This is a genomic window from Thauera mechernichensis (assembly GCF_029588855.1).
In the GTDB taxonomy this organism is placed as follows: Bacteria; Pseudomonadota; Gammaproteobacteria; order Burkholderiales; family Rhodocyclaceae; genus Thauera; species Thauera mechernichensis.
The window spans coordinates 73,649-88,113 of the sequence record NZ_JARQZE010000014.1 but is presented as its reverse complement, the minus strand read 5'-3'; the positions used below and the strand labels follow the sequence as shown (position 1 = coordinate 88,113).

14 protein-coding genes are annotated in these 14,465 nt (G+C 63.9%); 5 read left to right on the top strand and 9 right to left on the bottom strand.

What is annotated here, in order from left to right; all coding sequences use genetic code 11:
• The 3 genes from P7F68_RS15865 to P7F68_RS15855 all read right to left on the bottom strand — a co-directional run.
• Positions 1-253 (bottom strand): phosphoenolpyruvate carboxylase (locus tag P7F68_RS15865; RefSeq protein ID WP_277834583.1); only part of this gene is annotated, 253 nt, incomplete at its 3' end.
• A gap of 32 nt (positions 254-285) precedes the next feature.
• Positions 286-1,434 carry a glycerate kinase gene (locus tag P7F68_RS15860; protein ID WP_002932147.1) on the bottom strand — a complete coding sequence of 383 codons (1,149 nt, stop codon included), beginning with the start codon at positions 1,432-1,434 and terminating at the stop codon, positions 286-288.
• Between the two features lie 123 nt (positions 1,435-1,557).
• The gene (locus tag P7F68_RS15855; RefSeq protein ID WP_277834580.1) at positions 1,558-2,709 is read right to left on the bottom strand and encodes a sugar diacid recognition domain-containing protein; all 1,152 of its coding nucleotides are present in this window, start codon (positions 2,707-2,709) and stop codon (positions 1,558-1,560) included.
• A 344-nt stretch (positions 2,710-3,053) separates the two neighbouring features.
• On the opposite strand from P7F68_RS15855, the gene P7F68_RS15850 reads away from it, so the two are divergent.
• Both P7F68_RS15850 and P7F68_RS15845 read left to right on the top strand, forming a co-directional pair.
• Positions 3,054-3,272 carry a glycine zipper 2TM domain-containing protein gene (locus P7F68_RS15850; protein WP_037983081.1) on the top strand — a complete coding sequence of 73 codons (219 nt, stop codon included), beginning with the start codon at positions 3,054-3,056 and terminating at the stop codon, positions 3,270-3,272.
• Between the two features lie 272 nt (positions 3,273-3,544).
• Positions 3,545-5,152: a peptide chain release factor 3 gene (locus tag P7F68_RS15845; RefSeq protein ID WP_277834576.1), complete on the top strand. Its 1,608-nt coding sequence runs from the start codon at positions 3,545-3,547 to the stop codon at positions 5,150-5,152.
• Positions 5,153-5,192: 40 nt separating this feature from the next.
• Here the strand turns inward: P7F68_RS15845 and hemG are convergent, their stop codons facing one another.
• From hemG to P7F68_RS15820, 5 genes are all read right to left on the bottom strand, one after another.
• Positions 5,193-5,714: a menaquinone-dependent protoporphyrinogen IX dehydrogenase gene (gene hemG, locus P7F68_RS15840; RefSeq protein WP_002943477.1), complete on the bottom strand. Its 522-nt coding sequence runs from the start codon at positions 5,712-5,714 to the stop codon at positions 5,193-5,195.
• A gap of 4 nt (positions 5,715-5,718) precedes the next feature.
• Positions 5,719-6,102: a hypothetical protein gene (locus tag P7F68_RS15835; protein ID WP_277834574.1), complete on the bottom strand. Its 384-nt coding sequence runs from the start codon at positions 6,100-6,102 to the stop codon at positions 5,719-5,721.
• 360 nt (positions 6,103-6,462) lie between these two features.
• Positions 6,463-8,610, bottom strand: coding sequence for a methyl-accepting chemotaxis protein (locus tag P7F68_RS15830; RefSeq protein WP_277834572.1), 2,148 nt, complete (start codon positions 8,608-8,610; stop codon positions 6,463-6,465).
• Between the two features lie 174 nt (positions 8,611-8,784).
• Entirely contained in the window at positions 8,785-9,765 is a 981-nt protein-coding gene (locus P7F68_RS15825) for a recombination-associated protein RdgC (protein WP_270068909.1), read from the bottom strand.
• A 107-nt stretch (positions 9,766-9,872) separates the two neighbouring features.
• Complete coding sequence (locus P7F68_RS15820) at positions 9,873-10,340, bottom strand: SRPBCC family protein (RefSeq protein WP_277834568.1); 468 nt, start codon at positions 10,338-10,340, stop codon at positions 9,873-9,875.
• A gap of 77 nt (positions 10,341-10,417) precedes the next feature.
• Here P7F68_RS15820 and P7F68_RS15815 point away from each other — a divergent pair, with 77 nt between their 5' ends.
• Positions 10,418-11,152: a 16S rRNA pseudouridine(516) synthase gene (locus P7F68_RS15815; protein ID WP_270068910.1), complete on the top strand. Its 735-nt coding sequence runs from the start codon at positions 10,418-10,420 to the stop codon at positions 11,150-11,152.
• A 75-nt stretch (positions 11,153-11,227) separates the two neighbouring features.
• Here the strand turns inward: P7F68_RS15815 and P7F68_RS15810 are convergent, their stop codons facing one another.
• Positions 11,228-12,184, bottom strand: a complete 957-nt coding sequence (locus P7F68_RS15810) for a hypothetical protein (protein ID WP_002943462.1) — start codon at positions 12,182-12,184, stop codon at positions 11,228-11,230.
• Between the two features lie 399 nt (positions 12,185-12,583).
• Here P7F68_RS15810 and earP point away from each other — a divergent pair, with 399 nt between their 5' ends.
• Together earP and efp are read left to right on the top strand one after the other, a co-directional pair.
• Positions 12,584-13,768 (top strand): elongation factor P maturation arginine rhamnosyltransferase EarP, encoded by a 1,185-nt coding sequence (earP, locus tag P7F68_RS15805; protein WP_002943460.1) that lies wholly within the window; start codon positions 12,584-12,586, stop codon positions 13,766-13,768.
• 65 nt (positions 13,769-13,833) lie between these two features.
• Positions 13,834-14,391, top strand: coding sequence for an elongation factor P (gene efp / locus P7F68_RS15800; RefSeq protein ID WP_002943459.1), 558 nt, complete (start codon positions 13,834-13,836; stop codon positions 14,389-14,391).
• Positions 14,392-14,465 lie beyond the last annotated feature (74 nt).

The following is a 14,465-nucleotide window of genomic DNA, read 5'->3' as shown; positions in this document are numbered from 1 at the left end:
AGAAGTAGCTGAAGGCGCGCACGACCTGGATCGTCTGGTCGCGCGACAGCGCATCGAGGATGTCCTCGAGCTCGCGCCGGGCCGCAATGTCGTCGTCGCGGCGGAAGCGCACCGAGTTCTGGCGGATCTGTTCGATGCAGTCGAAGGTCGCATCGCCCTCCTGCTCGCGCACGGTATCGCCCAGGACACGCCCGAGCAGGCGGATGTCCTCGCGCAATGGGTGGTCCTTGGTCAGCAGGGGGTCAGCGTGCATCGTGTTCTCCAGTGAATCAGGCAGGTTCATGTTCAGGACTGGGCAAGGGCGCCCAGGCGCAGCACTGCCGCCACGTTACGCGCTGTCAGCTCGACGTTGGCGGCGGCTTCACCGAGCGCCTCATCCAGCGTGCATGGCCTGCTGAGCACGCTGAACACGGCATCGATGCCGTGTGCGTGGACCACACCGACATTGGCACCGAGCGAACCGGCGATGCCGATCACCGGCTTGCCGTGGCGCTTGGCGACGCGAGCGACCCCGATGGGGGTCTTGCCATGGACCGTCTGGAAGTCGATGCGGCCTTCGCCTGTGATCACCAGATCGGCATCGCGCACATGGGCATCGAGATCCACTGCGGCAGTGACGATCTCGATGCCGGGCTTCAGGCTGGCGCCGAAAAAGGCCAGCATCGCCGCCCCAGTGCCACCGGCTGCGCCCGCGCCAGGCACGCTATCGACCGCCACGCCGAGGTCGCGCTCGACGATGCGGGCCAGGTGGGCGAGGTTGGCGTCCAGGGTCTGCACCATCGCTGGCGTGGCGCCCTTCTGCGGGCCGAACACCGCCGAGGCACCGCGCGCACCGGTGAGCGGGTTATCCACGTCGCACGCAACCTCGATGCGGCACTCGGCCAGGCGGGGGTCGAGCGCGGAGACGTCGATGCGCGCGAGCGCGGCGAGCGCACCGCCGCCAGCGCCGATGTCCCGCCCCTGCGCATCGAGCAAGCGGGCGCCAAGCGCCTGCACCATGCCCGCACCACCGTCGTTGGTGGCACTGCCGCCGATGCCGAGGATGAAGCGGCGCGCGCCGGCGTCGAGCGCTGCGCGGATCAGTTCCCCGGTGCCGCGCGAGGTGGTGAGGCGCGGATCACGACGTGCCGGCGGCACCAGGGCGAGGCCGCTGGCCGCGGCCATCTCGATCACAGCGGTGTCGCCATCGCCGGTGAGGCCGTAAAAGGCTTCGACGCGATCACCAAGCGGACCCGTGACGGTGACCTTCTCGCGGCGCCCATCGGTCGCGGCGACCATGGCATCGACCGTACCCTCACCGCCGTCGGCCACCGGCACCAGAACGTACTCGGCATCGGGAAAGACCTGGCGGAAGCCTGCCTCGACGGCGTGCGCCACTTCCAGCGCCGAAAGGCTCTCCTTGTATGAATCGGGGGCAATGACGATCTTGTTCATGGGCTGTCTCCGGTCACTGCGGCCTGGATGTCCGCTGACAGAGAGCTTAGTGGCTTTCACACACCCTCACCTCCATTTAAATCACAATAAAAACGGTCTAAAAAGAGTGTAAATTGTGATTTATTACAAACTCAGGCTTCGATCGAGTTCGAGGCCGATGAACAGCAGCAGGCAATCGCCAAGGCGCGAGAGGTCTAGCCCAGTGAGCTCGCCAACCTTGCGCAGGCGGTAATCGAGCGTGTTTCGATGCACATGCAGCGCTGCCGCACTCGGTACTGCCTTCATGTCGTGGGCGAACCAGGTCGCGAGCGTGCGCCGCAGCTGGCCTTCGCGGTCATGTTCGGCCAGCCTGCGCAGGGGTCGCTGCAGCTCCTCCGCGCGCCAGCCCTCGCCCAGGCCGGAAAGCAGGACAGGCAGTGTGAGCTCGTCGTAGCACAGTACGACGTCCTGCGGACGGTGGCGTCGACCTGCCTGAAGCGTGGCGCGCGCAGATTGCCAGGCGCGCGCCAAGCCCTCGCTACCGCCAAAATGGCCACCCAGGGCGAGGCGCACGGGGCCGCCAGCCACATCCACCAGGCGCAGCTGTAGCTTATCGAGCAGCGCGCGTAACCCGTCCGGCTGCCTGTCGACGTCCGCCTGCGGCCACAGCACGGCCAGTTCGCGCAACGAGACGGCCGCACACAACAGCCCGGGCACGGCCGATGCCAGCACACGGCGAAGCCGCTGCTGACAGGCGAGCAAGCCATCCGCATCGAGCACTTCGTCGGCCAGCTCGACAAGTATTGCCGCCCGCGGCTGCGCAAGGTCGATGCGGAGCTGATGCGCCCACGCCTCCAGGCCTGCCGCAGCGGGTGCGACACCGATCAGTTGCAGCACGAGTTCGTCGCGCAAGCGCTCGTCACGCGCGAGCGTCTGCAGCCACTGCGCCTGTTCGAGCATGGTCTCGGCCGCCATGCGCACCAGCTCGGCATGCTCGCGCATTGCCGCCGGGTCACCGCTCAGGCCAACCACCCCGACGACCCGGCCTTCTGCGCGCAAGGGCAGGTTGATGCCTGCCCGTGCGTCCTGCAAGCGGCTCGCCATGGCCTCGTCGATCTCGATCGTGCGCGCCTGGGCGAGCACGAGCAGGGCGCCATCGTGGCGGGTACCGATTCGCGTGCGGTCGCCGCTGGCGATGATGAGGCCGCGCTCGTCCATCACATTGACGTTGGTGCGCAGGATCTGCATCGCGCGATCGACGATGGACTGCGCAAGTGACGCATCGAGCAGGAACATGGCTACAGGCCGGCAACTGATGAGCACCACATGCTGCCGCGCAGCGCGGGGACAGACAAGTAGCGATCGATCGCCTCAAGTCGGATCAACACACTTGCCTGGGACGCAGACATGAATCGGAATGTATTCCAGGCCGATGCACCGCGAAGCCATCCGGCGATGAGCCGAGATCCCGCCAGACATGCGTATCGGAGCCCATTCCAGAACGCCTCCCGCTGCCACCACGGGAAACAAATTGAAACGCTGCTCGGGAATTTCATGCGCTGCGGCTGTTCATACTGCTCGCATGAAACAGCATTCCGCCAAACGCCGTGCTGTTCTCCAACAACGCAAAGGAGGCAATCATGAAGATGCGAACCCTCATTCCCGCTGTACTGATCACCATTGCCGCAACCGGCTGTGCAACCTGGGATGGCATGTCCTCACGCGAGAAGAGCGCCGTGATCGGTGCAGGTGTGGGCGGTGTCGCCGGTGCGGTGGTCACCGACGGTGGCATCCTCGGCACGGTCGGTGGTGCCGCGATTGGCGGCGTGATCGGCGATCAGGTCGGCAAGCAGCGCTGAAGGACGAGGGCGGGCCATCGTGGTTCGCCCACCTGTACTTGATCTCCCTCGACCCCTCGCGGCTGGCGCCGCTCCCACACGGAAAGCCGCGCGGCGCGTAACCCTGCTGTAGTCGCGAGCTTCTGGGGCGGTGCCTCAGCCTCATCACCTTCAACTCGTCGCGGCTGGCGACACCCCATCTGCGTCGGAAGCTCCTGATTGCTTGGTAGAATTGCGCTTGTCCCGCCTCGCTCATCGCGCGCAGGCGGTTTTCTTTTCGCCGACGAGCCACGATGACCACCACCCCTTACCCGCCCGAGCTGCTGCGCGATGTCGAAAAGCGCCGCACCTTCGCCATCATTTCCCACCCCGACGCGGGCAAGACCACGCTGACCGAGAAGCTGCTGCTGTTCGGCGGCGCCATCCAGCTCGCCGGCACGGTGAAGGCGCGCAAGTCCGCGCGCCACGCCACATCGGACTGGATGGAGGTAGAGAAGCAGCGCGGCATCTCGGTGACCAGCTCGGTGATGCAGTTCGAGTACCAGGGCCACACCATCAACCTGCTCGACACCCCGGGCCACGAGGACTTCTCGGAAGACACCTACCGCGTGCTCACCGCGGTGGACGCCGCGGTGATGGTGATCGACGCCGCCAAGGGCGTCGAGGCGCAGACGATCAAGCTGCTCAACGTGTGCCGCCTGCGCAACACGCCGATCATCACCTTCGTGAATAAGCTCGACCGCGAAGTGCGCGAGCCCTTCGAGCTGCTCGCCGAGATCGAGGACGTGCTCAAGATCACCTGCGCGCCGGTGACCTGGCCGCTGGGCATGGGCAAGGCCTTCCGCGGTGTGTATCACCTGCTGCAGCAACAGGTGCTGACCTTCACCCCAGGCGAAGAGCGCCGCAGTGACGGCGAGATCATCAAGGGCCTGGACAATCCCGAACTCGACAAGCGCTTCCCGCTCGAGGTCGGCCAGTTGCGCGAGGACGTCGAGCTGATCGACGGCGCCTCGCCGCCCTTCGATCTCGACGACTTCCTTGCCGGCAAGCAGAGCCCGGTGTTCTTCGGCTCGGGCATCAACAACTTCGGCGTGCAGGAGATCCTGCAGTCGCTGATCGACTGGGCGCCGCCGCCGCAGGCGCGCGATGGCGGCACGCGCATGGTGCAGCCGGCCGAGCCCGCCTTCACCGGCTTCGTATTCAAGATCCAGGCCAACATGGATCCGAAACACCGCGACCGCATCGCCTTCTTCCGCATCTGCTCCGGCCGCTACAGCACCGGCATGAAGGTCAAGCACGTGCGCGCAGGGCGCGACATGAAGCTCGCCAACGTGCTCACGTTCATGGCCAACGAGCGTGTGATCATGGAGGACGGCGTGGCCGGCGACATCGTCGGCATCCACAACCACGGCCAGCTGCAGATCGGCGACACCCTGACCGAAGGCGAGAACCTCGGCTTCAAGGGTATTCCGTACTTTTCCCCGGAAATGTTCCGTGCGGCCCGCCTGCGCGATCCGCTCAAGTCCAAGCAGCTGCAGAAGGGCCTGCAGGAGCTGGGCGAGGAGGGTGCGATCCAGGTCTTCGAACTCGAAGGCGGCCAGATGCTGCTCGGCGCGGTCGGCGTGCTGCAGTTCGAGATCGTCGCCCAGCGTCTGAAGGACGAGTACAAGGTCGATGCGATCTTCGAGCCCGCCGACATCCACACCGCGCGCTGGCTGACTTTCCCCGACGACGTCACCCGTCGCAACTTCGAGCGCGAGCAGGCGCTACGCCTGGGCAAGGACATCGACGGCAACCCGGTGTACCTCGCCACCAGCCGCTACAACCTGGAAGTGACCGCTGAGAAGTGGCCCAAGGTGATGTTCCACGCCACGCGCGAGCACGGCGAAGTGCTGGGCTGAAGCAACCGCCGCATGGTGGCAGGCCAAGCCTGCCACCCCATCAGGCGATGAGCTTACGCGCGAAGCGCTCGACCTGCGCCCAGTCTGTGAAGTCGGTGACCGAGCGCGGGTCGGTCGGCCCGCCGGTCATCCACATGATCAGGCGAATCAGGCTGCGGTCGAATACCCCATAGCGCGGATACTCGATCTTGCCGCCGAACACCGCTACCCGTTGCGGCTTCCAGCCGATCTGGCGCAGGAACTTGCGCACATAGGGGTTGGTGTCTGCATCGCGCTTGTGCGGCTTGCGCGCCACCGCATTGACCGAGAAGAAGGCATTCGGCCGCCCCTCGAGCTCGGTTCGATAGCGCTCGATGAAGGTCTTCACTGCGGGACGGTGGGCGCCATAGCGGATGCTGGCACCGATCACGACGCAGTCGCAAGTCGCCACCTGCGTCGCCGACACCGACCCGATCTCGACCACCTCCGGCGTGTGGGCAGCCGCACGCGCGATGTCCGCGATGCGCTCGCAGATCTCGAGCGTATGGCCATCCACCGTCGAATAGGCTATCAGCAGCCGCATGGCCTTAGTTGCCGGCGATGATGCCCTCGACCACCTTCTTGCCCTCGGAATACAGCGCGACCTGGCCGTCCTCGAGCTCCACGTTCATGCAGCCGGTGTTGCCCTTGAGCTTGCCATCCAGCCATTCGCGGCAGTAGCGAGCCTCATCGTCGACCCACCAGCGCGCCTTGGCACCGGTGGTGTCGGTAAGCATGCCATCGGTTCCGAACTTGAGTGTGTAGGCCGATTCGGTACGCAGATAGACGCCGATGAAGGTCGCTCCACTCAACAACTGCTCGACCTCTGCCTTGCTGGTGACGAAGTTCTGCGCCATCGCGCCGGCCGACATCGTCGATAACGCGAGAGCCATCGCCAGGGAGCGCCCCATCTTCAAGTGCTTGAGCTTCATGTCTGATCCTCAGGGTTTGTTCGGTTCTGCAAGAACCGGATTCTGCACCTTGCACGGCCGCACACAATGAGCGGAATCAAACCTCGGTGAGTGAACAAACTGTGCACAGGCACTGGCACGGATTGTGGATAACGATGGCTGTCACCGTCCGGGCGTTTTTCATCAACAAACCGTCCTACCTTCACCGAGCGTCTGTGCACCTTCTTCTACATACTTCAAGCCATTGTTTAGTAAGTTGAAAAGTGGCTTATCAACAGAAAACGTCGGTACACTATGTTTACAGTCTTTATTTATATTTAAAAGCTGTGTACACCAACATCCGTATCCTCCATAAGCCCTTGAAGGCCGGCTGCAAACGAATCAGAGCTGTTGTCTGCTTCGGAAACGACCAACCAGGCTCTTGAGGTTCTCGGCCTGTTGCAGCAACTCACCAGCCGCACCACTGCAGTCGCCGGCGTTGTCGTTGGTACGCCGCGTGACACCATCGATCTGCCCCAAGCCCACGTTGACCTCGTCAATCGACGATGACTGCTGCTGCGACGCGCCGGCAATACGGGAGATGAGTCCAGAAACGCGTTCTGCACTGAGCACGATATCGTTGAGCGTTGCTGCGGTGCGGGCGGCGATCTCGATACCGCGCTCGGTCTTGGCAGCCGACTCCCCGATCAGTGTTGCAGCCTGGCCAGCGGCTTCGGAACTGCGCGACGCAAGCTTGCGGACCTCGTCGGCGACCACTGCGAAGCCACGCCCCTGTTCGCCAGCCCGCGCCGCCTCGATTGCCGCGTTGAGGGCCAGCAGATTGGTCTGCATGGTGATCTCGTTGATGGCATTGATGATGTCGTTGATGCGCTCCCCCGCTGCACGAATCTCACTCATGGCCCCGGTCATCTCGGCCATGTGCTCGCTGCCTGCGCGCGCGGCAGCCTGGGATTCCTGAGAGTAGCGCTCGGCCTGCGTCGCATTCTGCGCATTGAGCTTGATCTGCTCGCTCATCTGCCCGATCGAGCCTGCGATCTCGGTGATCGATGCGGCCGAGCGAGCCGCTCCTTCGGACAGGGTCTTGCTGAGACCAGCCACCTTTCCTGCATTGCCGTTGATCCGCTCGGATCCTCCCTGCAACTCGAACACCAGGTTATTGAGGCCATTGAGCATCTGTCGCAAGGCCAAGCCCAGCTGGTCGCGCTCGGAGGCCAGGGGGACATTGAGGTCGAGATTGCCTTCACTGATCTGTTCCGCAAGCCTGGCCTTGGCGAGCAAACTCTGCGACATCTCGTCGAGCGCTGTCGCCAGTTGTCCGACTTCGTCCTTGGATTCATGCCTGAATCGGCGCGAGAAATCACCCGCCAGCACTGCGCGGGCAAAATCGGCGGCGGCGCGGATCGGGCGCGCGATGCTGCCGGCAACGAACCAGAGCAATGTGGTCGCCACCACGGTGACGACCAGCCCGACCATGATCTGCCAGATCGTGCTCGATTCGCCACGTTGCTGGATCTCCTGATCGAGCTGCTGGGCCTTGGCGAGCACGACCTCCTGCGGCACCGTCACCAGCACCGCCCAGGGCCGCTCAGTGCGCCCGAGCACGATCGGTGCAATGGCGCTCATGGTGCCGCCGCGTTCGTCGATCCAGCCCCTTGCACGGCCTTCCTTAACGTCCTTGAGCAGCCCGGCGTCGTCTGCATCGCTGCGCGCGAAGGCCTGGCCGATGCGATCCGGGTGTTCGCTGTCGGCAACGACAAGGCCGACATTGCTGATGATCGTGACTTCGCCCTGCCCGCCGAAGAGTTCGCGATCCGCTTGCTCGGCGAGTTTCTGCACAAAGTCGAGGTTGTAGTCGGTACCCGCAACGCCCATGAAGCGCTGGTCGACCATGATCGGGACCGATAGCGTCGTCAGCCAGACCGACTTGCCCTGCACGATGTAGGGGAAAGGATCGAGTACGCTTTCACGGTGGTTCTCGCGCGGTCCGATGTACCAGCCGCCCTTGAGCACGCCGTTCGGATGGCGGTCCATGGTGTCGTATTCGACCAGGGGCTGGACGGCGATTCGACCATCCTGGCCACGGTTCCAGTACGGCGTGAAACGCCCGGTCTGGCGGTTGTTGCCGTCCTCGCCGGTACGGAACATGGTATCCAGGCCATCGAGCGCGTCAGGCTCCCAGTTGGAGTAGGTGCCGTTGAACTCAGGGTTGTTGACGAGGACGTGGTACAGGACGGCGTTGATACCGTCACGATCCAGGGTGCCGGCCTTCTTGCCCACCTCGAAGACATGCGCCATGGTCCGCGCGGCGTCCAGCGCGAGGTCGAACTTGCTTTGAATGACGCCTGCGTGTGCCCAGGCCAGATTCTTGAGGCTCTCGGCAGTGTTTTCCTGGATCAGATCGCCAACGCGCGATGAGACCAGGTCGCGCGTATTGCGCTCAGAAACGACACCGTAGATCACCAGACTGATCGCCGTGCCCAACAGGCAAGCGCTGCCGAGGGCGGCGATCCGCCCTTGTATCGATTTCATGAATTTGCTCCAAAACTGAGTTCCAGCTTGCCTGTGGCCCGAGCCCTGTTGCTCCTGCTGCTCCAGGAACGCGTCAGCGCTCGCCTTCAAGCTGCAGCAGCAGGAACCATGCCCAACTCACGCAAACCGGAGCCTCAGCCTGGAAGCGCCTTCATGAATCGTCCGGGGCAAGACTCAGAACGGAGGATCGTCTGCCGTCACGGCCGCCGGGGACGGAGCAGGCGCGAGGGAGGAATCGACCTGGGATTCGACCGCCATGTTCGCGAGTTCGCCGCCCAGGGCACGCACGACTGCAGGCAGCAGATGCACGAGCTCACCCGTCATGAGTGCGAACTCGGCGTTGAACAAGGCCTCGGCATCGTCAGCATCGCCATCGACCTGGTCGCGTACGATGTCCAGGAAATCCACGCGCTTGATCTCCAGCTTCTCGGTGAGCACGAAGCTGACGCGGTCATCGAAGGTCAGTGCAAGCCGGGTCGGCAGCTTGCCGGCTTCGAGGTGGCCCTTGACCTCGTCTCCCTCAAGGGGGTGGCGCACATAGCGCACTGCGGCCTTGTCCTCGCTCACCGAGCGCAGTTCGCAATCCTGGTCGATCGTGAACCCCTCGGGGGCTTCGCCGCCCGCCAGCCAGTCCGCCATCGCCGACATCGGCGAGAGCTCGGTGCGCAGGAGCGTGAGCGGGAAGCTGTCGAGGGTGTGGCGCAGTTGCTCGAGCATGTCTTCGGCCTTGCTCTGGCTGGCCGCATCGATGACCAGCCAGCCATTGACCGGGTCGATCCAGGCATACATGCGGCGGCGGCGGGTGAATGCGCGCGGCAACAGTTCCTGGGTGATCTGCTCGCGCAGTTCCTTCAGTTGCTTGCGGCCGAGCTTGTAGCCCTGCTGCTCGGCCAGTTCCTCTGCGCGCTCATCGGCCTCCTGCTTGACCACGGCCGAAGGCAGCAGGCGATGCTCGAAGCCCAGGCAGACCAGCCATTGCCCGCCCACGGCATGCACGAGGACTTCGTTGCCGAGCGGCGACAGCCAGCCGCGGCTTTCCATGTCCTGGCTGCCGCAGGGGTGGAAGGGCTTCTTGGCAAGCTGCGCTTCGAGGCGCTCGAGGCCAATGTCCCAGCCGGCAGGCAGGCGATAGATCTGCAGGTTCTTGAACCACATGAGGATGTTTCCTGTTGATGAGATGCAATGGAGTACCCGCTCCGGCCACGGCGCATGGCCATGGCGGAAGCGGATGGAAGTGAGGTCTGCGTGCAGCCGTGGTTCGGCTACTGCTCCAGGCCGCCCGACTCGGCGATCATGCGGATGACGCGCACGGTATCGACGTCGGAGCGATGGTAGGCCGCACGTACGAATTCGGCGTAGCGTGCGTCCTCGCCGCCTTCGGGCAGGGTGGTCTGGTAGCGGAAACGCAGGAAGAGCGCGCCGGGCTGGGGCTCCTCGACGCTGATGGTGAGGCTACCGCCGGCATGGTCCGCAGTGGCCTCGGACTCGAAGCAGATCCACTGCAGGGTCTCGAAGGTAACGCGGTCGCGGATGACGACCGCGCCGAAGTCGAGATCACGCACGAGCATGTCGTCGCGGCGCTCGACGATACGGCAGGCTTCCAGCCCGGGCAGGAAGGCACGCGCATCCTCGGCACGGCACAGCAGGCCGAACCACAGCGCTTCGCGCGTGAGCGGGTCCTGCAGGGGGTTGTTGAGGTCGTTGACCTCGATCAGGTGTTCGAACTTCACAGGCTTCTCCCGGGCGCCCGATTACATCGCGCGGGCAAGCCGGGAGTTTACCCGCTCGCGCCCCGAGCCGGGATACCATGCGCGCCATGCAACTCGAACGCCTACTCCATGCCCAGGGCTTCGGCAGCCGCAAGGAATGCCGCGCCCTCATCCGCGCCGGCCTAGTCAGTGTCGCCGGCACCCCGTGTGAAGACCCGCAGGCCGACTTCGACCCCGGCAGCCAGGATGGCTCGCCCGGACTCGAGTTCAGCGTCGATGAGGCGCCGTGGCGCTTTCGCGCCCAGGCCTACGTCGTGCTGCACAAGCCGGCCGGTTACGAATGCTCGCACAAGCCGACCTTCCACCCCTCGATCTTCACTCTGCTGCCACCGCAGCTGCTGACGCGCGGCGTGCAGTGCGTGGGCCGGCTGGACCAGGACACCACGGGCTTGCTGCTGCTGTCGGACGACGGCCAGTTCATCCACCAGTGGAGCTCGGGCAAGAAGCGCACGCCCAAGGTCTATGAGGTGACGCTCAAGCACGCGGTGAGCGAGGACTTTGTCGCGCAGCTGCTGGCTGGCGTCGAACTCCACGATGAACCCGCTCCCATTGCTGCCGCCGCCTGCGAACTCACCAGCCCGACCACGCTGCGGCTGACGATCTGCGAAGGCAAGTACCATCAGGTCAAGCGCATGATCGGCGCTGCCGGCAACAGGGTCGAAGCCTTGCATCGCAGCCGGGTCGGCGGCCTGGAGCTGGACGCGGCGCTGGCGCCCGGGCAGTGGCGCTGGCTGGAAGCGGCCGACCTCGCGCAGCTCGCCGACTATGCCTGAAGGATCGCGGCCCGGGTCGTCGCGAGGACGATCCGGGCCGCTGCCGAATCCATGTGATCCGCGTGCAATGCCGGATCAGAAACGCATCTCGAGGTTGACGCCCGCCGCCCACGAGCGCTCGCGTTCGCGCTCCTCGCGCTGCGGCCAGAAATGGCCGACCAGAAACTCGCCGATCAGCCAGTCGCGATAGACCGGCTGTACCCACTTCATGCGTGCGCCGTATTCGCCGATGTTCTCCCGCTTGCCGGTCTCGCCGGTCACGAGCAGTTCGCCGGAAAGCATCCTGTCGTCACCGAAGCTACGGAACAGGCCGAGTGCGCTACCCCAGGCAAAGTCGTCGGTGATCTGAGAGATCGTCGCCGAGTTGTTCCAGTGCAGCGACAACCTGGGGTTGAAGGCGTGTTCGTAATCAAGCGAAGTGGTGGAGCCAAACTTGTCGCGTGTGGTCCAGAACACGGTCTCGCGGAATTCGATCCTGTCGGCATCGCTCAGCGCCCACTGCTTGCGGTAACGCGCCTGCGCGTAGGCTTTCAGGCTGCCACGCACACCGACCCGAAAATCCAGGTTCTTGCGCAGTGCCACGCCCAATCCGGCAAAGCCCGTCTGGTCGTCTCGCCGACGCTCCAGCAGCAGCTGTTGCTCGCGCGTGAAGGTCTCGGACTGGTCGGTGACCAGCTCGCGCTCGTTCTGGCGACCGATGAACAGATAGGCGCGGTCCTTGAGGTTGGGCAATTCGAAGCGCGCACGGAAGCGTACCCCCGTATCCCAGCCATTGTCCTGGCGCCATAGCGTGCGCAGGCCCAGGCGGCCGTGTGTGACTTTGCCACCGTCCTCGAATGGCCGGTCACCAAACCAGTCGTTGACGGTTTCGCCCAGCCACAGTGAGAAGCCCCTGACGTGGTGACGGCTGGTATCGAGCAGCCCGTCCTCTGCATGCAGCGCGTCCGCGCCTGGCTTTATGCCGCTACCGGCAGCCTGGGCACCCGAGGAGAGCAGGCCGATCAGGAGCGGAATGGCGATTCGTTTGGTCAATGTCGGATCCTCTTGTATTGCCTCCAGAACGGCGAAACCGTGCTGGGTACCTGCCTTGGCTGAATCGTTCCCGATTCTAACCGCAGGATGGTGCGAGGTCTGCATGCATTCCAACTGGATGGATTTCCGGGGGCCGGGACTTGCACGGTTGCTGGCGGCAGGGTGTAGGTTTGTTCTTTTGTTTTTATATTGATTTAAATAATAAAGAAGTTAACAGTAGAGCGAAATCTGTGGATAAATCGGCGGGTGCCAAGCACAGCAAGGGTGTTGCCGGTCTAACAAGGCGTTGAGAAATGCCTGTATGGGCTGTGGCTTCATTGTTCATCGATTCTGCTTGTTTTCCTTTTGCCCCGGTTGTTCACAAGCACGCCTCTTCTTACCCTCAGGATTGTTCAGCGCATGGATGTGAGATTGCAGCACGAGCGGCCGAAGTGGGAGATCTTCTGTCAGGTTGTGGATAACTTTGGGGATATCGGCGTTTGCCTGCGTCTTGCGCGCGATCTTGCCGATCGCGACGGCAAGCGGGTTCGTTTATGGGTGGATGATTGGGCCGTGCTCGGCCGGCTCTGCCCGGCTGCGGCCGCAGCCGATCCCGCGCGCGGAGTCGAAGTGGATGGGGTGGTGTTGCGCCACTGGGTGCAGCCTTTCCCGGACGTCGTGCCTGGCGAGATCGTCATCGAGGCGTTTGCCTGTGAGCTGCCCGAAGTACATCTGCAGGCGATGGCGAAACTCGCCGAGCGGCCGGCATGGATCAACCTCGAGTATCTGTCGGCCGAAGACTGGGTTGCGGGATGTCACGGCCTTGCCTCGCCGCATCCCCGCCTGCCTCTGGTCAAGCACTTCTTCTTCCCTGGTTTCGACGAGGCAAGCGGCGGCCTGCCGAGAGAGACCGGCCTGATCGGCCGCCGTGAGCGCTTCAGGTCCGATCCTGCGGGTATGGCGGCATGGCGCGCCGAGCGTGGATTGGGCAGCCTTGCGGATGACACGCTATGGATCTCGCTGTTCGCCTACGAGCAAGCTGCCCTGGCTGGCCTGCTCGAGGCCTGGCAACAGGGCACGCGCCCGGTCGCCCTGCTGGTGCCGGAGTCGCGCATCCTTGGCGATGTGGCCGCCGGCCTTGGGCTCGATGCGCTGCACGCCGGGCAGCGTATCGAGCGCGGCCGGCTCACGACATGTGTGCTGCCATTCACTGACCAGGCGGGTTACGACGCCTTGCTATGGAGCTGTGCGCTGAACTTCGTTCGCGGCGAGGACTCATTCGTACGCGCCCAATGGGCTGCAGTGCCGCTGGTGTGGCAGATCTATGCACAGCAGGATGACGCCCACCTCGTGAAGCTCGAGGCCTTCCTGGCGCGCTACTGTCATGGCCTGGAAGAAGGTGCAGCCGCTGCCCTCGGAGACTTCTGGCGGGCCTGGAACGGGGCTGACGACATCGCGCCTGGCCAAGCCTGGCACGCACTGGAGCAGGCCCTGCCCGTGATCGCAGGACATGCGCGGTGCTGGAGCGATCGGCTGGCATCGACAGCCGATCTCGCCAGCCGCTTGACAAAATTCTGTTTCCACATCCGCAGCGCCGCGAGGTAAAATCGCGGGCTAATTTTTTCAAGGACATGCGGCCGCGCGCCGCGTCGAACAATTCAGGAAACAGCATGAAAACCGCTCAGGAACTCCGCTCGGGCAACGTCATCATGGTCGGCAGCGACCCGCTGGTGGTGCAGAAGGCCGAATACAACAAGTCCGGCCGCAACGCCGCAGTCGTCAAGATGAAGCTCAAGAACCTGCTCACCGGCGCGCCGTCGGAGTCGGTTTACAAGGCTGACGACAAGTTCGAGGTGGTCGTGCTCGACCGCAAGGAAGTCACCTACTCCTACTTTGCCGACCCGATGTACGTGTTCATGGACGCCGAATACGAGCAGTACGAAGTCGAGGCCGAGAACATGACCGACGCCCTCAAGTACCTCGAGGACGGCCTGCAGTGCGAGGTGGTGTTCTACAACGGCAAGGCGATTTCGGTCGAGCTCCCCAACAGCGTGGTGCGCGAGGTCGTCTATACCGAACCCGCCGTCAAGGGCGATACCTCGGGCAAGGTCATGAAGCCGGCCAAGATCGGTACCGGTTTCGAGCTGCCCGTGCCTGCCTTCGTCGAGATCGGCGACAAGATCGAGATCGACACCCGTACCGACGAGTACAAGAACCGCGTCAAGTAAGCGCGTTTCATCGCTTCATCAAAATGGGCCCGCAAGGGCCCATTTTGCTTTCCGGATGTTGCAGTGTGCAATTT